At 32.6% G+C, this 17,167-nt stretch carries 29 protein-coding genes and 6 pseudogenes; all 35 read right to left on the reverse strand.

Features of this window, described 5'->3' with window-relative positions; genetic code table 11:
* Positions 1–26: 26 nt before the first annotated feature.
* A pseudogene (locus ACFSX9_RS10650) lies at positions 27–260 on the reverse strand (RHS repeat-associated core domain-containing protein); the annotation flags it as partial.
* Positions 261–287: 27 nt separating this feature from the next.
* A complete protein-coding gene (locus ACFSX9_RS10655) occupies positions 288–509 on the reverse strand; it encodes an RHS repeat domain-containing protein (protein WP_379807469.1) in 222 nt (73 codons plus the stop codon).
* A gap of 130 nt (positions 510–639) precedes the next feature.
* The gene (locus ACFSX9_RS10660) at positions 640–1,323 is read right to left on the reverse strand and encodes an Imm43 family immunity protein (RefSeq protein ID WP_379807471.1); all 684 of its coding nucleotides are present in this window, start codon (positions 1,321–1,323) and stop codon (positions 640–642) included.
* A 14-nt stretch (positions 1,324–1,337) separates the two neighbouring features.
* Complete coding sequence (locus ACFSX9_RS10665) at positions 1,338–2,051, reverse strand: RHS repeat domain-containing protein (protein ID WP_379807473.1); 714 nt, start codon at positions 2,049–2,051, stop codon at positions 1,338–1,340.
* 173 nt (positions 2,052–2,224) lie between these two features.
* Positions 2,225–2,680 (reverse strand): hypothetical protein, encoded by a 456-nt coding sequence (locus ACFSX9_RS10670; protein ID WP_379807475.1) that lies wholly within the window; start codon positions 2,678–2,680, stop codon positions 2,225–2,227.
* A 138-nt stretch (positions 2,681–2,818) separates the two neighbouring features.
* On the reverse strand, positions 2,819–3,097 hold the full coding sequence (locus ACFSX9_RS10675; protein ID WP_379807477.1) for a hypothetical protein: 279 nt from the start codon (positions 3,095–3,097) through the stop codon (positions 2,819–2,821).
* Positions 3,098–3,139: 42 nt separating this feature from the next.
* A complete protein-coding gene (locus ACFSX9_RS10680) occupies positions 3,140–3,385 on the reverse strand; it encodes a hypothetical protein (RefSeq protein WP_379807479.1) in 246 nt (81 codons plus the stop codon).
* Positions 3,386–3,397: 12 nt separating this feature from the next.
* Positions 3,398–3,583 (reverse strand): annotated as a pseudogene (locus ACFSX9_RS10685) (RHS repeat-associated core domain-containing protein); the annotation flags it as partial.
* Positions 3,584–3,610: 27 nt separating this feature from the next.
* Positions 3,611–3,832, reverse strand: coding sequence for an RHS repeat domain-containing protein (locus ACFSX9_RS10690; RefSeq protein ID WP_379807481.1), 222 nt, complete (start codon positions 3,830–3,832; stop codon positions 3,611–3,613).
* 187 nt (positions 3,833–4,019) lie between these two features.
* A complete protein-coding gene (locus tag ACFSX9_RS10695; RefSeq protein ID WP_379807483.1) occupies positions 4,020–4,433 on the reverse strand; it encodes a hypothetical protein in 414 nt (137 codons plus the stop codon).
* A gap of 195 nt (positions 4,434–4,628) precedes the next feature.
* Positions 4,629–4,937 (reverse strand): annotated as a pseudogene (locus ACFSX9_RS10700) (RHS repeat-associated core domain-containing protein); the annotation flags it as partial.
* A gap of 27 nt (positions 4,938–4,964) precedes the next feature.
* Positions 4,965–5,303, reverse strand: a complete 339-nt coding sequence (locus ACFSX9_RS10705; RefSeq protein WP_379807485.1) for an RHS repeat domain-containing protein — start codon at positions 5,301–5,303, stop codon at positions 4,965–4,967.
* A gap of 232 nt (positions 5,304–5,535) precedes the next feature.
* Positions 5,536–5,997 (reverse strand): SMI1/KNR4 family protein, encoded by a 462-nt coding sequence (locus tag ACFSX9_RS10710; RefSeq protein WP_379807487.1) that lies wholly within the window; start codon positions 5,995–5,997, stop codon positions 5,536–5,538.
* A gap of 57 nt (positions 5,998–6,054) precedes the next feature.
* Positions 6,055–6,720 (reverse strand): RHS repeat domain-containing protein, encoded by a 666-nt coding sequence (locus tag ACFSX9_RS10715; protein ID WP_379807489.1) that lies wholly within the window; start codon positions 6,718–6,720, stop codon positions 6,055–6,057.
* 201 nt (positions 6,721–6,921) lie between these two features.
* On the reverse strand, positions 6,922–7,230 hold the full coding sequence (locus ACFSX9_RS10720) for a hypothetical protein (RefSeq protein WP_379807491.1): 309 nt from the start codon (positions 7,228–7,230) through the stop codon (positions 6,922–6,924).
* Between the two features lie 292 nt (positions 7,231–7,522).
* Positions 7,523–7,741, reverse strand: coding sequence for an RHS repeat-associated core domain-containing protein (locus ACFSX9_RS10725; protein WP_379808325.1), 219 nt, complete (start codon positions 7,739–7,741; stop codon positions 7,523–7,525).
* Positions 7,717–8,034, reverse strand: a complete 318-nt coding sequence (locus tag ACFSX9_RS10730; protein WP_379807493.1) for an RHS repeat domain-containing protein — start codon at positions 8,032–8,034, stop codon at positions 7,717–7,719. The genes ACFSX9_RS10725 and ACFSX9_RS10730 overlap by 25 nt, the downstream gene beginning before the upstream one ends.
* Positions 8,035–8,243: 209 nt before the next feature.
* A complete protein-coding gene (locus ACFSX9_RS10735) occupies positions 8,244–8,654 on the reverse strand; it encodes a hypothetical protein (protein ID WP_379807495.1) in 411 nt (136 codons plus the stop codon).
* A 1-nt stretch (position 8,655) separates the two neighbouring features.
* Positions 8,656–8,946 (reverse strand): hypothetical protein, encoded by a 291-nt coding sequence (locus tag ACFSX9_RS10740; RefSeq protein ID WP_379807497.1) that lies wholly within the window; start codon positions 8,944–8,946, stop codon positions 8,656–8,658.
* Between the two features lie 154 nt (positions 8,947–9,100).
* Entirely contained in the window at positions 9,101–9,391 is a 291-nt protein-coding gene (locus ACFSX9_RS10745) for a hypothetical protein (protein ID WP_379807499.1), read from the reverse strand.
* A 13-nt stretch (positions 9,392–9,404) separates the two neighbouring features.
* Complete coding sequence (locus ACFSX9_RS10750; protein ID WP_379807501.1) at positions 9,405–9,620, reverse strand: polymorphic toxin type 50 domain-containing protein; 216 nt, start codon at positions 9,618–9,620, stop codon at positions 9,405–9,407.
* A gap of 12 nt (positions 9,621–9,632) precedes the next feature.
* Positions 9,633–9,845 (reverse strand): annotated as a pseudogene (locus ACFSX9_RS10755) (RHS repeat-associated core domain-containing protein); the annotation flags it as partial.
* 518 nt (positions 9,846–10,363) lie between these two features.
* Positions 10,364–10,870, reverse strand: coding sequence for a CPCC family cysteine-rich protein (locus ACFSX9_RS10760; RefSeq protein WP_379807503.1), 507 nt, complete (start codon positions 10,868–10,870; stop codon positions 10,364–10,366).
* An 11-nt stretch (positions 10,871–10,881) separates the two neighbouring features.
* On the reverse strand, positions 10,882–11,706 hold the full coding sequence (locus ACFSX9_RS10765; protein ID WP_379807505.1) for an RHS repeat domain-containing protein: 825 nt from the start codon (positions 11,704–11,706) through the stop codon (positions 10,882–10,884).
* A gap of 232 nt (positions 11,707–11,938) precedes the next feature.
* A complete protein-coding gene (locus tag ACFSX9_RS10770) occupies positions 11,939–12,490 on the reverse strand; it encodes an Imm43 family immunity protein (RefSeq protein ID WP_379807507.1) in 552 nt (183 codons plus the stop codon).
* Between the two features lie 9 nt (positions 12,491–12,499).
* A complete protein-coding gene (locus tag ACFSX9_RS10775; RefSeq protein WP_379808327.1) occupies positions 12,500–12,871 on the reverse strand; it encodes an AHH domain-containing protein in 372 nt (123 codons plus the stop codon).
* Positions 12,866–12,988 (reverse strand): annotated as a pseudogene (locus ACFSX9_RS10780) (RHS repeat-associated core domain-containing protein); the annotation flags it as partial. The pseudogene ACFSX9_RS10780 and the gene ACFSX9_RS10775, both read right to left, overlap by 6 nt.
* A 16-nt stretch (positions 12,989–13,004) precedes the next feature.
* Positions 13,005–13,238, reverse strand: coding sequence for an RHS repeat domain-containing protein (locus ACFSX9_RS10785; protein ID WP_379807509.1), 234 nt, complete (start codon positions 13,236–13,238; stop codon positions 13,005–13,007).
* A gap of 129 nt (positions 13,239–13,367) precedes the next feature.
* Complete coding sequence (locus ACFSX9_RS10790; protein ID WP_379807511.1) at positions 13,368–14,252, reverse strand: hypothetical protein; 885 nt, start codon at positions 14,250–14,252, stop codon at positions 13,368–13,370.
* 2 nt (positions 14,253–14,254) lie between these two features.
* Positions 14,255–14,770: pseudogene (locus tag ACFSX9_RS10795) on the reverse strand (RHS repeat-associated core domain-containing protein); the annotation flags it as partial.
* A gap of 27 nt (positions 14,771–14,797) precedes the next feature.
* Complete coding sequence (locus ACFSX9_RS10800) at positions 14,798–15,019, reverse strand: RHS repeat domain-containing protein (protein WP_379807513.1); 222 nt, start codon at positions 15,017–15,019, stop codon at positions 14,798–14,800.
* Positions 15,020–15,264: 245 nt separating this feature from the next.
* A complete protein-coding gene (locus ACFSX9_RS10805; RefSeq protein WP_379807515.1) occupies positions 15,265–15,552 on the reverse strand; it encodes a hypothetical protein in 288 nt (95 codons plus the stop codon).
* Positions 15,553–15,867: 315 nt separating this feature from the next.
* A complete protein-coding gene (locus ACFSX9_RS10810; protein ID WP_379807517.1) occupies positions 15,868–16,209 on the reverse strand; it encodes a DUF7668 domain-containing protein in 342 nt (113 codons plus the stop codon).
* Positions 16,210–16,223: 14 nt separating this feature from the next.
* Positions 16,224–16,919, reverse strand: coding sequence for an RHS repeat-associated core domain-containing protein (locus ACFSX9_RS10815; protein WP_379807519.1), 696 nt, complete (start codon positions 16,917–16,919; stop codon positions 16,224–16,226).
* Positions 16,920–16,960: 41 nt separating this feature from the next.
* Positions 16,961–17,116, reverse strand: coding sequence for a hypothetical protein (locus tag ACFSX9_RS10820; RefSeq protein ID WP_379807521.1), 156 nt, complete (start codon positions 17,114–17,116; stop codon positions 16,961–16,963).
* Positions 17,117–17,167: the final 51 nt, after the last annotated feature.

Consider the following 17,167-nt stretch of genomic DNA (forward strand, 5'->3'; position numbering starts at 1 on the left):
TATAAGCGCCCACCTTTCCACTGGACTTAAGGAAAAATCATACTTTCAGCATTATAGCCCTGAGCCCTTAACAATCTAGCGCTCTCATTTACAGCTTGTTGCCCCTCTCCTAAAATAACAATTGGACTTAGACCAAAAATATCATTGTAAATGTTAGGATTTTTAACATAAGTGTAGACATTTAATCCTCCCAAAATAGAAATAGGATCTTGACTTACATATCTTCCTTCCTCAGGATCGTAATGTCTAAAACGGTTGTAATATAAACCAGTTTACTCACAAGTTTATTATAGTTTTTTTTGAGTTCGTGAACCTCCTGCCTCGGTTTCTACATCCTCATATTGTCCTTGATATCGAAAAGGACATGAACCAATCTCCCCTTTGTCAATGCGTAGTTTTCCGTAACTGTCTAGAGATCCTTCCCAAATGGTGTCGCCTTGTTCACTAAATAAATGAGTAGGAGTTCCTAAATGGTCTGCTAAAATACTGAATTTTCGTTCCCCTCGCAACTTAGCAACTGGTGAAAAATCATCTTCGTTGAAAACCCAAGTGATGATGTCATCTGTGAGTGCGTCTTTGGTTTCGAATGTTTTCCATTCGTGTTGCGGTGAATATTATTTGATTTCCGAGCAATCGATATTATTGAATTTCTGGCAAATAATTAATATTTAACTGATTATTAAACGCTAGAGGATAATCCTCTGCTTTATATATTTCTGGTGAATAAAACCTTTTTTTTACTTCTTCTTTTCCTTTCTCGGTAAGAATTAATGCTTCGCTATACCATAATTCATTAAGAAAGAATAGATCCCTTTCAATATTTTTTATTTTGAGCTTTAAATTTGGATAAAGGAAAAAATCTCTACTCCCAGCAGCTCTTTTTTTACTTTGTTGATCTAAATCAAATAATTCATCATCAAACTTCCCAATTCTAATTGCAAAATACTTCTTATCAACTTTTAATTCTAATCCATTTCTATGAACAACTTTCAAATTAGCTATTTCAAAATTTAAATCTATCTTCTGTTCTTTTAAATAATCTAAAAAAACATCAGAAATAATCATTAAATTGTTGTGATAAGGCATGAAATCTAAAAGTATTTCCTTCTCTTTTTGTACTATAAAAAACAAATCCTTCGGGAATTTTAATCGGCTATCCCTTGGAGGAAAGCCATCTTTAGTAGGATTATAATCTGACCATTTACCCATTCCTTCATCTTTTTTCGCAGTGAAAACATCGCTTAATGATCTGTTTTCAATAATATAAGGAACTCCTTTATGCTTTCTTGCTGTTGTATAAAACCAAATATATAAATTTTCCATTTTCTCAATATTTTTTAACTTACTCTGCTACAACCTCCTCTAGATTGCCTATCTAGAACTCTTCTTAAACGATTTTGTAAATCTGCAATTTCCCTTCTTGCTCTGTCATCATCTCCATGAATATTATGACTCCTTTGAATGTTTCTTATTCTTGCATCTACCATTCTGCTATAGTTTATATGGCTTCCATTATGATATACCGCTTTTCCATTTGCTCTTGCACCTATTTCGCTGTCATGAAGTAATACTCCATTTGTCCCAGCATCTCTTTGACCCCCTATGTTTATACTATCGAGAAATGGTTTATTATCTCTCCATACTTGTTCAGGTATCAAATGATGGGCTTGCATATTATCTCCCTTTACCCCATTTAAAGCAGTATTTAGAGCTCCTGAACTTAATCCAAAAACATCCAACCAACCATTAGGATCCTCAACATAAGCATATAAATTAGGTTCACCACTCAATAACCCAATCGGATCTTGAGAAATATACCTTCCTTCCTCATGATCGTAATATCTAAAACGGTTGTAATATAAACCGGTCTCTACATCCTCATATTGTCCTTGGTAACGAAAAGGACAAGAACCTACTTCCCCTTTGTCAATACGCAGTTTTCCATAACTGTCTAATGAACCTTCCCAAATGGTGTCGCCTTGTTCGCTAAATAAATGTGTAGGAGTTCCTAAATGGTCTGCTAAAATACTGAATTTTTTTTCACCTCGCAACTTAGCAACTGGTGAAAAATCATCTTCGTTAAAGGCTTATGTTATGGCGTTTTCTATGAGTGATTCTTTATATTAAGTGATGACACAAACCCAGCAGATTACTGGATTTGTTGTTGTAAAATATTTGTGGACACGAATTCGAAATCCGCGCTATCGGGTATACACCTAATAAGTTAAAATCTACTTAAAGACTTTACTAGGAAATCAATATTTTTAATATCTTTATAATTTGGATATAAAATTTTAAAATCTGAAAATATTTTTTTTGTATTTCTTGCTAGTTCTAATTGAAACTTCTTAAAATCGTATTTTAAAATTTTATTTTTATTATAATTTAAAACAATAAATTTTTTATTAATTTCAATGTTGAACATATAATTTTGATCTGTACTAAAAATCATTTCATTTTCTATCTCTCCTAATTTAATCTTCTCTAAAACTTGATTTAAATCAATAAAAAGCTTTAAAATTTCTGCTTTGAAGAACAATGTGTTTTGGCCCTTTTCATCTACAAAAGCAACATCTGCAAAAAGTAAATTATTAGCAATTTCTATTGTAGAATAATTCAAATAATTTCTCATTTGTATTATTTGATAATCTTCTAAATTAATATTATATAATATTTTCATTTTTTTGTTATAAAGGATAAGCGGATTGCACCCAACAATTGGAATCTGCATGAACTATCATTTTGCGGGTCGAATACTTCTACAATTTTGGATAATCATCTAAAAAACCTTTCCCTGTTGGGTATTTTGTATAAAAGTCTATTCTATCATCTTCAAGTGAAATATTTTAGAATTGTTGCTCTCAATATACAAATCATATAATTGTATTTCTCTCTCTACTTCATCAACGATCGAGAAAGCGAAATTGTCAACTTCTTCGTGAAACTTTTTTATTAGCATCAATAACTTAATAGGAAAATTATTCTTAATAATTAGTGCGTTATATTCTATACCGTCATTTTTAAATGATTTTACTTCAATCTCAGCAACGACCTTTTTAAATTTCCCAGAAATTATCTTATCTATATTGACATCCAAAAGCTCTTTTTAATTTATTCTTATTTTTATCAATCCATCAACTCAATCAGAATGAATAAGTCTTGCGTGTGCGTCACCTAAATTGTTTGTAGGATTTTCAAGCACATCAAATCCACTCTTTCTAATATTATCTACTGTAGACTCCATAATATTTCCTGCATCAATTGATTTGTGCAAATTTGTCGCTTTTGGAAAAGCTTCTTTCATACTATTACCAGCCTCATTCGCATTATTGGCTCTAATTACAGAAATTCCCGCCGGATTTAACCCTGCTTCTGCAGTACTCAAATTAACTTGGTCTCAAATTCTGAATACTTTTTCATTTCCAGGCAAAGGGTTTCCAACACTATTAAGCCCAAAAACATCCAACCACCCATTCGGATCATGAAAATAAGCATATAAATTCGGTTCACCACTAATCAATTCAATTGGATCTTGAGAAATATACCGTCCTTCCTCATGATCGTAATATCTAAATCTATTATAATAAAGACCAGTTTACTCACAAGATTATTATTGTTTTTTAGGAGTTCTTGAACCTCCTACGTCGGTTTCTACATCTTCATACTGTCCTTGATATCGAAATGGACATGATCCAATCTCCCCTTTGTCAATGCGTAGTTTTCCGTAACTATCTAATGAACCTTCCCAAATGGTATCACCTTGTTCACTAAATAAATGTGTAGGAGTTCCTAAATGGTCTGCTAAAATACTGAATTTTTTCTCTCCTCGCAACTTGGCAACTGGTGAAAAATCGTCTTCAAGGCTTATGTTATGGTATTTTCTGTGACTGTGTCTTTATATTAATTGATACAATAAACCCAGCAAATTGCTGGGTTTATTGATATTAAAAACTTTGTGAGCACATATTGGAAATCAGCGATATCGAGAGATTTACACCAACCCTGAAACATTGGATAAGTTAACCCAGTATATTCATAAACGAATCATGTGTTTTTTGCGAAAAATTATCTTCTTCTTTCAAATGTGGAACAGTAAGAACATAATAAAACACCTCAGTAAAAACAAGATTAATATCAAACGGATTAAAATCGGATTCGCCTTCAAATTCAAATAATGTTGCAATTCCTTTTAGTTTTGTTTTTTTTGCTTCCACATTAAAACAACCTTCGTTATTAAGTTCCGTATTGTAACCTATTTCATCGTGGTGTTCAAACATGGTTTGATCTTTGAAAAAAAACATACACTCATCGTCCTGAAATGAAGTGCTTTTAAATTTAAAATTGATATTCTTCGCGTGTTGTTCTAAATCTTTAAATACGCTCGATATTGGTTTATTCGAGTAAAAACCATATAAATTCCCTGTTAATTCCATATTATTTATTTGCATGAAGTTTTCCCAATAGTAACTCCATCTTTCAATTTATTATTTGATTGTCTTAAATTAACATCTTCATCGATCCGAAGTCGCTTAATTTTATCTTGCGGGTCTAATTTCTTAAGTTTACTGTCATCAATTTGAAATTCAATATAGTGTGTACTCTTAGATTTAGTTAATCCCATTTGACCTCTAAGTCCTGATTTTTTGCAAGTCTGTAGGTTTTAATCTGGTTAAGTAAACACCTTTGGATTTATTAATAGCACCACTACCTCTAGCTCCTGGATCTGATGCATTAATTACTCCATTTCCTGATATACCTTTAAATCCTTCGGTACTAGTATAATGACAAACAGTAACCATCTCCAGTCCAAATGGGTCAAACCACCCATTAGGATCATGAACATAAGCATATAAATTAGGCTCACCACTAATCAACCCAATTGGATCTTGAGAAATATACCGTCCTTCCTCAGGGTCGTAATATCTGAAACGATTGTAATAAAGACCAGTTTACTCACAAGTTTATTATTGTTTTTTTTGAGTTCGTGAACCTCCTGCCTCGGTTTCTACATCTTCATACTGTCCTTGATAGCAAAAAGGACAAGAAGCTATTTCGCCTTTGTCAATGCGTAGTTTTCCGTAACTATCTAATGAACCTTCCCAAATGGTGTCGCCTTGTTCACTAAATAAATGTGTAGGAGTTCCTAAATGGTCTGCTAAAATACTAAACTTTCGTTTGCATCGCAACTTGGCAACTGGTAAAAAATCGTCTTCTTTAAATACCCAGGTTATCGTATCTTCTGTAAGTGCGTCTTTGGTCTCGAATGTTTTCCATTCGTGCATTGGCTTGTTTCCGTCCCACAACCAATTTGTTGTAGTGCTTTTAAACTTCTTGGTTAGTCTTCGCCCAAAAACATCGTAGGTAAACGATATGATTGCGCCATAAGTTGTGTTTTAACAGGCTACTAAATAAAGCAAATCCGAAGTCGGGAGACTTCGGAAAGCTGCGAGATTTCTGAGAGCTGTGTTTGCGGAGCGGGAGAAAAACTAGAATATTTTTATCCTTTTCTCCAGAGTTAACTTAAGGAATTAAAATTTAATTAAAATCATATAAGCTTTTGCCCTCAAGTATTCCTTGAATTAAGGAAGCAAAACTATTAGTTAATATCGCATATCCATCAGAGTCATGATAAAAAATTATCATGTTTTCATCTTTATCTATCATGATTGGATTTCCCATATCGTCAAAAGAAATAACATAACTTTTGTTAATAATGTTACTCCTACGGTCTTCATGATAATCTTGTCTAAAGTTCTTAGTTAGATCAATAACTGTATCACTTGATAACATTTCATTGTTTTTGAAAGCATATATTGGGATTCCAGCATATGATCCACCGAACTTTTTAATAAACTCTTTATAATCACTATGAAATTTTACATTAAGAATTGTTTCTGCATTTATTATTTCTAAATCAGTTGCGGGAATTCCAGACAAATCAATTTCTGAATTTGGATGTATAAAATTTGAAATTCTATTTATTAAATCTTGTTCCATTTATTTTTTATAAGTATTTCTCTTTTTTCTTTCTTTTGAAGCTAAATCTGCATAAAACTATTTTCTCCAATTATTAAATTCTCTACGTTCCACTGCTGATAATCCTTCTCCCTTTTTCTTTCCATTTGGATGTTGACCAGGATTTGTATCTTTTTTATCATGATGTTTGACTGGCAGCATTACAATAGGACCTTCGGCCTGTTGTTTATGATGATGCCCAACAATTACATTCCCTTGTTTATCTTTTGGAGACATACCTACACCATGAGTATTCATATATTCCAATTGATTCAATTGAGTATTTGACAAATGGCTTAAATCTGTATATCCATTAGCAGTTAATGTTGTTCCTGCCGAGTCTGTAAATGTAGTAGCACTCCCAATATAACCACTTAACCCAAAAATGTCCACCCAGCCATTAGGATCCCCAACATAATTATAAAAACTAAATTCCCCAGAAGCCAACCCAATAGGATCCTGACTTATATACCTTCCTTCTTCCGGATCGTAATACCTAAAGCGATTATAGTAAAGCCCGGTTTCTACATCTTCGTATTGTCCTTGATATCGAAATGGACAAGATCCAATCTCCCCTTTATCAATACGCAGTTTTCCATAACTATCTAATGAACCTTCCCAAATGGTATCACCTTGTTCACTAAATAAATGTGTAGGAGTTCCTAAATGATCCGCTAAAATACTGAATTTTCGTTCCCCTCGCAACTTAGCAACTGGTGAAAAATCGTCTTCTTTGAATGCTTATTTTATGGTGTTTTCTGTGAGTGCCTCTTTAGATTAAGTGATATAATAAACCCCGCAAATTAGACTGCCCCCAAAAAGCTAGACACTATTTGGTGGTATTTTTATGGAAAGAAAAGTCAAGTATGATTACACATTGTAAATCTAGGATGTAGAGGATTAATATCACCTGAAAGTAGCCTCCATATTTTCTGCTAAAACTTCAATGTAATTATCCTTATTTAAAAATATTTTTTTTAACTGTCTAATCCATGTGCTAAACTTCCTGTATTTTATAATATTTTCATCATCTACTTGAAAAATTGTTTGTTCGTGTGATGATTCAAGAATACTAAGAATTTCAAAAATAATTTTTTCATTATTTATAATTTCATCAAGCGAAATTTTCTCAATTCTTGTCATAAAAAATATTTCATCTTCTATATTCAAAATTGTAGGATATTTTTTTATTTCTATTAAAATGTCGTTTAGCATAAAAATTATATGTTTTTTAATATGAAGAGCCTGTTAATGGTATATGCGCTCCATTTGGGTCAGACCCAAAAGTACCTAAAGTTCCATCTGCTCTAGTATTTTGATCGGTTGTTTTATTTTTTATTGAAGCAGTTGGACCTGTTGCGGAATTCGAACCAGGATGCCTAGTTACTGCATTTGGATTTATCCCATGTCCGTGAACTTTGTGATTGTTGTTTTCGTATTTAAAACCTCCCGAAGGAAATGTATTACTTGCTCCCCAGGTATCAGAAATCCCATTTTCACTAGCCCACTACTGTATGTCTCCATGTTTTATTTGACCATTATGAACCATTTCTCCTGGGTCAGTAGGTTTTTTTGAATATCTCCCAGTTTCTGTGTCTCTCCATCGATTACTATTAGAATCATAGGTTTTAGCTAACCCAAAAACATCCAACCACCCATTAGGATCATGAACATAAGCATATAGATTAGGCTCACCACTAATCAACCCAATTGGATCTTGAGAAATATAGCGTCCTTCCTCAGCATCATAATACCTAAAACGGTTATAATAAAGTCTAGTTTACTCACAAGATTATTATTGTTTTTTTTTGGAATTCGTGAACCTCCTACCTCGGTTTCTACATCTTCGTATTGTCCTTGGTAACGAAAAGGACATGATCCAATCTCCCCTTTGTCAATGCGCAGTTTTCCATAACTGTCTAAGGAACCTTCCCAAATGTTGTCGCCTTGTTCACTAAATAAATGTGTAGGAGTTCCTAAATGGTCTGCTAAAATATTGAATTTTTTTTCTCCTCGCAACTTAGCAACCGGTGAAAAATCATCTTCAAGGCTTATGTTATGGTATTTTCTGTGACTGCGTCTTTATAGTAATTGATACAACAAACCCAGCAATTTGATGGGTTTGTTGTTATAAAATCTTTATGGGCACGGATTGGAAATCCGCGCTATCCGGGTGTTAAAATCTTTGTGCGGAAACATTGTAAATCCGAACTATCAAGCTATTTGTATTATTCTTTCCAAACTTTCACTAATTCTTTTGAGAAAACAGTTAATGCTTTATGGTCGATTTTTTTACTAAATCCTGTTACTGCGATTCCGAAATTAAAAAAAACTTTGAAACCAACTGTGATATATGGTTTTTCTAATTTACTTAGTATTTTTAATGTTTCAGGGTCATTTAATATATCTCTACCATTAAAAAAAACGTTATTATTTGGTAAAAAAGAAACCTCATTTACTAACCCTTTTTTATTAAATCTAACAACCACACTTTCCCACTGTAATTCTATTGTTCCGAGAAACCCTTTAGTGATTAAATCAGGCTCTTTACCAAAAACCGCAATAACCTCTTCTTTTTTCATTCCAAATTTTATCTCTCCAACTGAAACGTAGGGAACTATTTCATATACTTTTTTCATTTCATGATTTTTTTAATCGTTTGGATTGAGCCTCTGTTAAATTTCCTTTTGATCTTGCTCTTTCTACAGCTTCTATCATACTTTGTGAGTAATTACCTTTTATAACTCCAGATTTCATCTTACTATTAATATCATCAATATCCATTTTCATAGCTTTATCAAATCTACCATTTTTAATATGATGCTTTGGCTGTTGCCTAAAAAGCTTTCCTTGAGATCCCATGCGACCATGAATAGCTGTCTGAGCATGATCTGCCGTGGTTGAATATAGTACTAAATAAAGTAAATCCAAAGGCGGGAGACTTCGGATAGCTGGGATAAAGTTGCTTTGGAAAATGATTTCTATTTATTAAATCTATAATATTCATATTCTTCAAATTTATGGGAAGTTATAATGTCCATGAATCCGTCAGGATCAGATTTATTGTTTCTAGAAATTCTTTTTCTTACTCTTCATATCGTACGAAAATCCATCCATTATATGATTTCAATTTACCAATAGGCTCATGAGTTTCTACTATTTCTATTTTTTGATATAAAATAGAGGGTAAAGATGCCATAACTTCAGTAATAGCCATATCTATAATTTCATAATCTTCCTCTTCAGGATTTTTATCGATATAAGTGTATATAGAAATTGTATCAATATTATAATCAAAAGCAATTGCTCTTACATTACTTGCAATTGCTCCTAAAAAAGATGTATGCAGAACTTGTAATAAATTGTCCTTATTCATTATTTATGTTTATTTAAAAAGAGTCTGGCAGACCTGGTACAATATACGCTCCATTTTTTCCGCTATGAATTATTCCTGAAGTAGTTTCCGTCATTACTTTATCTACTGCTTTTGTACTTCCAATTACTTCTCCAAAATCAACTTTAACTTTAGTTTCGGATATGACTCTAGAACTATTAACATTTCTTGAGTGATAGTTATATAATAACTTTTGAGCATCTGCACTCAAAATACTTTTTCCTTATACAAAATTATTATGTCTAGGAATGTGTTTCCCTTGAGCACCTTCATGAATTTTAGTTGAAATATTACAATGACTTAATCCCAAAACATCCAGCCACCCATTAGGATCATGAACATAAGCATATAAATTCGTTTCACCACTCAACAACCCAATAGGATCTTGAGAAATATACCTTCCTTCTTCCGGATCATAATATCTAAAACGGTTGTAATAAAGACCAGTTTACTCACGAGGTTATTATTGATTTGTTGGAGTTCGTGAACCTCCTGCCTCGGTTTCTACATCCTCATATTGTCGTTGATAGCGAAATGGACAAGAACCAATCTCCCCTTTGTCAAAGCGTACTTTTCAGTAACTGTCTAATGAACCTTCCCAAATGGTGTCGCCTTGTTCACTAAATAAATGTGTAGGAGTTTCTAAATGGTCTGCTAAAATACTGAATTTTTTTCACCTCGCAATTTGGCAACCGGTGAAAAATCATCTTCGTTAAACACCCAAGTTATTATGTCTTCTGTGAGTGCGTCTTTGGTCTCGAATGTTTTCCATTCGTGCAGTGGTTTGTTTCCGTCCCAAAGCCAATTGGTTGTAGTGCTTTTGAATTTCTTTGTAAGCCTTCTCCCAAAAACATCGTAGGTAAATGAAAAGATATCGCCGTCGTGCGGTATTTTAAAAAGCTATTAAATAAGCAAATCCGAAGTCGGGAGACTTCGGATAGCTGGTTTTGTTAATCATTTGTAATATTGTAAATACACATCATCATTGGAATTTAATTCTTTTTGCTTGAAAAACTTTAATTTATAGTCTTTCAATGAAGAATGATTTGGTCCGCTATAAGTTTCACCTTCAGTAAAGTCATCTTCCCAATAACATACAGGACAAATACTATAGAGTGTTCTTTTCTTCGAAATTATATAATTGCAACAGACACAAGAATAATAACTATCAAAATCATAATTTTTATTAGAAATAATAGCTATTTCAAGATCATAAAACTCTTTAATTTTCAATTCTAAATACGTATTTGTTATCAATTTAGAATAATTATAGTTTGCTCTGATAATCCTATTATTCTTAATATTTAATATTTCACTGACAATCCACTCATCATTATCCTCATTGATAACTTTTCCCCCATATCCTATTAAAATATTACCTTTCTCTTCGATACTTAGATGCAACAGCATATAATCTTGAATTATTCTTATAGCTTCTTTTCTACTTAACTCAATTCCCATAACATTATTACTTATTTGCATCCTTTTGCCCTATTCTTTGCATCTTCAAATGCGTCGCCACTACGACCATCATCAATATAATAAGTTCTTATTTCTCTTTTTTTAGTATGTCCAACAAATACTTCACCTGTGTCTGGATTATACTTTACTTTAAAATTCCCCACATCTGCTTCTTTGATATTTCCTCCTGTTTGATTACCAAACTCTTTTGATTTTTTTAAATATTCATTTTGCGAAATATTTCCAAACTCTCCTTCTCTAGTAACGTGTTTATCGTAATGTCTTTGTAGACCTGTTTTTCCTCCGACCTTTTCTGAACTAAAGCCTTTCCATTTTGTTAAACCAAAAACATCCAACCACCCATTCGGATCATGAACGTAAGCATATAGATTAGGCTCACCACTAATCAACCCAATTGGATCTTGAGAAATATACCTTCCTTCTTCCGGATCGTAATACCTAAAACGGTTGTAATAAAGTCCTGTCTCTACATCTTCATACTGTCCTTGATATCGAAATGGACAAGACCCCATCTCCCCTTTGTCAATGCGCAGTTTTCCGTAACTGTCTAAGGAACCTTCCCAAATAGTGTCGCCTTGTTCACTAAATAAATGAGTTGGCGTGCCTAAATGGTCTGCTAAAATACTGAATTTTTTTTCTCCTCGCAACTTAGCAACCGGTGAAAAATCTTCTTCGTTGAAAACCCAAGTTATTGTATCTTCTGTGAGTGCGTCTTTGGTTTCAAAAGTCTTCCATTCGTGCAGTGGTTTGTTTCCGTCCCAAAGCCAATTGGTCGTAGTACTTTTGAATTTCTTGGTAAGTCTTCGTCCAAACACATCATAGGTAAACGATATGATTGCACCATCTGGTATGTTTTAACAGATTACTAAATAAAGCAAATCCGAAGTCGAGTGACTTCGGAGAGCAAATTTTATTGTTTAAATTACTTCAAAGTCAGGAGACTTTGAAGAGCGGGGATTGATTAACTTTGTGGGTACGAGCTAGAAGCTAGCACTAGCCTTTGTAGAATTTCTGCTCGGGCCAGCGGAGGAAGCGGTTTTTATATTGTTATTCTGTATAAATACTGTGTCCTTCTTCTATAAACTCAACTCCTTTTAAACCTGCTTCTTCACAACGCTTTTTAAATTCTTCTGTTATAATTATATAAGATTTTTTTTCTTCCATTCGTATAATCGAAAGATTGTTTAGCGAATCTGGAATAATATATAATTTCTTTATTGTCATAATATTTGCAGAACCATATTTTTTTATTTCTACAATTGATTTTTCAGAATCCATACAAGATACTACATCTAATACATTTAATATATAATAATCATTATTGCTATTACCTTGTTTATCAATAATTGTAATGTTTATAAACTGTAAGTTTAAATCTTTAAAGAAATCTGCAAATTTCTTACTAACTAAAGGAGTGTTGAAAGTGGGTAAAATATCGTATGTCGAAAGATAACTATCTAACTTATCTACTCGATAAATTAATTTACCTTCTACATTAATAATGTTTCCTTTTTCAAATTCATTACTTTCAATATTATTTTCGTCGTCATAAAGAAAATAAACATCTCTTTTATAAAAGTGTGATAATTCGTAATACATATTTTTAATTTAATGACATTTAATTTTTCCTTTTCTTAAATCTTGACGTGTGTCGCCTCTTAAACTTTCAATAGCTTCAGAATATTGTTTTTTACTCCATCCATCTGCTTTACCTATATCGTGAATATCGTTTAATTTTTGTCTCATATCAGCATTATATGCTTTATGTTGCCTATTCCAACCATTGTGCTGACTTCTAAAAGGATGTGTTCCTTGTTCTTTTGGTAAATAGATCAAATTACTTGATTTATCTACATCAAAACCAGCTGCTTTTATTGCTGGATGGTCTGACAGCGAACGAGGGATCACATGATGATTTTGATATCCGTCAATTTTAGGCATGTTCCCATAATTCCAAGCCGTCAACCCAAAAATATCCAACCACCCATTAGGATCATGAACATAAGCATATAAATTAGGCTCACCACTCAATAACCCAATTGGATCTTGAGAAATATACCTTCCTTCCTCAGGATCGTAATATCTAAAACGGTTGTAATAAAGTCCTGTTTACTCACAAGTTTAATATTGCTTTTTTTGGAGTTTGTGAACCTCCTGCGTCGGTTTCTATATCTTCATATTGTCCTTGATAACGAAAAGGACAAGAACCTATTTCCCCTTTTTCAATCCGTAATTTTCCGTAACTGTCTAATGAACCTACCCAGATGGTATAACCTTGTTCGCTAAATAAATGTGTAGGAGTTCCTAAATGGTCTGCTAAAATACTGAATTTTCGTTCCCCTCGCAACTTGGCAACTGGTGAAAAATCGTCTGCGTTGAAGGCTTATATTATTGCGTTTTCTGTGAGTACGTCTTTAGATTAAGTGATATAATAAACCCAGCAATTGCAGGGTTTACTGGAGACATTATTGCAACTCTAAGCATAATCAATCTTTAATAATTGAAAATTTTTAGATTTAAATTCTTCTTTATTTTCAAATGGATCATTACAGTTTAAAATAGATATGCTCTTTAACGTTTTAATTTTTAGTAATTCTTTTACATTAACTACATTTTTCACATTCAAAATTTCTAATTCTATAAGATTTGGTAATTTTAATAACCAAGAGCAATCAAAAGCAACAGAAATATTATTAATCTTAATGTACTTTAAGTCTTGTAATAATTGAATATTCTGAATAGGAAACTTATTCCCTTTACAAGAGAACAATTCTATACTTTCTATATTATGAGCTAAAAAAGGTGTGAATACATCAAAATTTTTAGCTTGGCTAAGAATCAAATGTCTTAACGTTTTGATTTTAGATAAATCATTTAATTTTTCTGCTTTCTTTTCTGCTTTCAAATCTAAACTAATCCATTCAAGACTTGGAACATTATTAAAATCAATATTAAAAGGATTTATTTGTTCAGGAATACCTAAGTACTTTAAATCCTTTAAAATCAAACCATTACACCACTCATATTTGGTTTGTGTATGTATTGAATCAATAAGAGAAAGAGCCTTAATATTAATTGGAAATTCTAAATGACATAACCAATCTATAGGAATATCTAAAACTTCTAGGTTACGTAATTCAGTTAAAAAATCAGGCTTACTTTTCACTTTTTCTAAATCATCATCATAAACTAAAAAGGTAATAGCTTCAATTTTGGAATATAATTCCTTGGGAGGAAAATTATTAAATTCTTTATAAACAACTCCATTTTCTTCTCTTTCTTCTTCAACAAAAGAAAATGACCACTTATTCGTTCTAGACTTTAAAAAATTAGCCTTCAATTTACTATATAATGTTTTCATAATTAATTACAAGTTATACGTCTACCCGCAGAAGCTCCCTCATCTGTAACTATTCCTCTATTTCTTGCATTTTTAACTGATGCTTCTGGATTGTTAGAATTGGTCATATTAAAGCCTGCGTTTTCAAGTCTTAGTTTTTCTTTTTGTTCAAAATGTCTTAATATTCTATTTTGCTCTTTCCATTTATTTGCATCTCCTAAATCTACTGGTGTAAATTCTATCTTAGTATCAGGATGGTTTAACAAATCTTGGGCTTTGGTATGATTTATATCTGACATTCGACTATTTACATTCAAAGAAGACCCTACATAAGCTTGATTTGTAGTAGCATTAGATAAAGAGTAAATTCCAGAAGAATTAGGCACAGTAGCAGGTGCTACAATTAACCCAAAAGTATCCAACCACCCATTAGGATCATGAACATAAGCATATAAATTAGGCTCACCACTCAATAACCCAATAGGATCTTGAGAAATATACCTTCCTTCTTCCGGATCGTAATATCTAAAACGGTTGTAATAAAGTCCAGTTTACTCACAACTTTATTATTGTTTTTTTTGAGTTCGTGAACCTCCTGCCTCGGTTTCTACATCCTCATACTGTCCTTGATATCGAAAAGGACAAGATCCAATCTCCCCTTTATCAATACGCAGTTTTCCGTAACTGTCTAATGAACCTTCCCATATAGTGTCGCCTTGTTCACTAAATAAATGAGTTGGCGTGCCTAAATGGTCTGCTAAAATACTGAATTTTTTTTCACCTCGCAACTTAGCAGCTGGCGAAAAATCATACTCTTTATAGGATTATGTTGTGGTGTTTTCTGCGATTGCGTCTTAAATTTAACTGATAACAACAAACCCAGCAGATTGCTGGGTTTATTGTTGTAAACATCTTTATTGGCACGGACTGGAAATCCGCCATATAGGTAAGGATTGCGTCATAGGCTGTGCTTTAATAAGCTGTTAAATAAAGTAAATCCGAAGTGGGTAGACTTCGCATAGCAGGGGGTAAATTAACATTCATCAAATGAAATTATTTTATCTTCAAAAAATGATTCAATTATATTTATAATTTCATTTCTAGAAGTTCTATCTGAATCAACATATAAATAACCTTCATCTTTACTATTTTTAAACTCTAATAAAAATCGATCTCCCCATTCTTTATTTTCATATGGAATCCATATAGAGAATTCATTGTCAGTTAATACATCTTGATAGCCATTTGTTTTTAATAAGGAATGAATACTTCTAATATCTTCACTTACTATTTGTTTATTTAATCGTAATTTATATTCCATTTTTTTTTAAATTAAGATCCAAAAACATATGGTCTCCTAAAATACTGATTTTTTTTTCTCCTCGCAACTTGGCAACTGGTGAAAAATCATACTCGTTATAGGATTATGTTATGGTGTTTTCTGTGAGTGCGTCTTAAATTTAACTGATAACAACAAACCCAGCAGATTGCTGGGTTTATTATTGTAAACATCTTTATTGGCACGGATTGGAAATCCGCCATATAGGTAAGTATTGCGTTATCGGCTGTATTTTAATAAGCTATTAAATAAAGTAAATCCGAAATCGGGATACTTCGGAGAGCTAGATATGTAAATTTATAAAACGCCTAAATCTTCAATTATAATCGTTTTTTCCCCATTTTTAGTTAAACATGATAAAGATATTGTTAAATCACTTCTTCCTTCTTCTTTTGTCCAAAGAGGTAGGTAAACATCTAAAATATCTTCATCTTTTACTTGAAATACTTCTGCTAGAGAAAACGCTTCTTCAGGTAATGGCACTATAGTACAATCATATTGCTGAATTACATCTATTAAATCGTCTATATTTACTCGACCATTTTGGCCTTTTTCTTTTATGATATTATATTTATTATTTGCTATATTGTATACCAATTCCGCAATAATATCTTCATAATCTTTTAATTTATGTCCCATTTATCAAGTTTTAATTAGCTACATCTTCTATTACCTACTTTGCGAGTTTTAGTATCTTTTGTTACTCCAATTGATTCAAAATATTTATCGGATTCAAAAATAGCAGCCCTTGCATCTGATCTTGATAATCCTGCTTTTCTTAAAGCCTTATAACCTATTCTTCTTTCAGCACCATATGTTCCACCACCCGCACTTCTTTGACTTAGTGTTGCTTCATAATGAGGTGTTCCTTTTTGTGTAGATGGGCCTTCTAGCTGAACTCCCCTTGCCTTGTTTGTGTCATAACCTGGTAAATCACGAACTGCAGCATCTTGTATAACATGATGAGCATCTTTCAACCGTGCTGATCTCAAATCTCCAACTGTTGACGTAATACCTTCTAGCCCAAAAACATCAACCCATCCATTAGGATCTTGAACATAAGCATATAAATTCGGCTCACCACTAATCAACCCAATTGGATCTTGAGAAATATACCTTCCTTCCTCATGATCATAATACCTAAAGCGATTATAATAAAGTCCTGTCTCTAAATCCTCATATTGTCCTTGATATCGAAAAGGACATGAACCTATTTCGCCTTTGTCAATGCGTAGTTTTCCGTAACTGTCTAATGAACCTTCCCAAATGGTATCACCTTGTTCACTAAATAAGTGAGTGGGAGTTCCTAAATGGTCTGCTAAAATACTGAATTTTTTTTCACCTCGCAACTTGGCAACCGGTGAAAAATCATCTTCGTTAAAAACCCAAGTTATTGTGTCTTCTGTGAGTGCGTCTTTGGTCTCGAATGTTTTCCATTCGTGTAGTGGTTTGTTTCCATCCCAAAGCCAATTGGTCGTAGTGCTTTTGAATTTCTTGGTAAGTCTTCGCCCAAAAACATCATAGGTAAACGATATGATTGCGCCATCTGGTTTGTTTTAGCAGGCTCCTAAATAAAGCAAATCCGAAGTGGGGAGAC

Origin of the sequence: Flavobacterium ardleyense (genome assembly GCF_042686085.1) — a bacterium.
In the GTDB taxonomy this organism is placed as follows: domain Bacteria; phylum Bacteroidota; class Bacteroidia; order Flavobacteriales; family Flavobacteriaceae; genus Flavobacterium; species Flavobacterium ardleyense.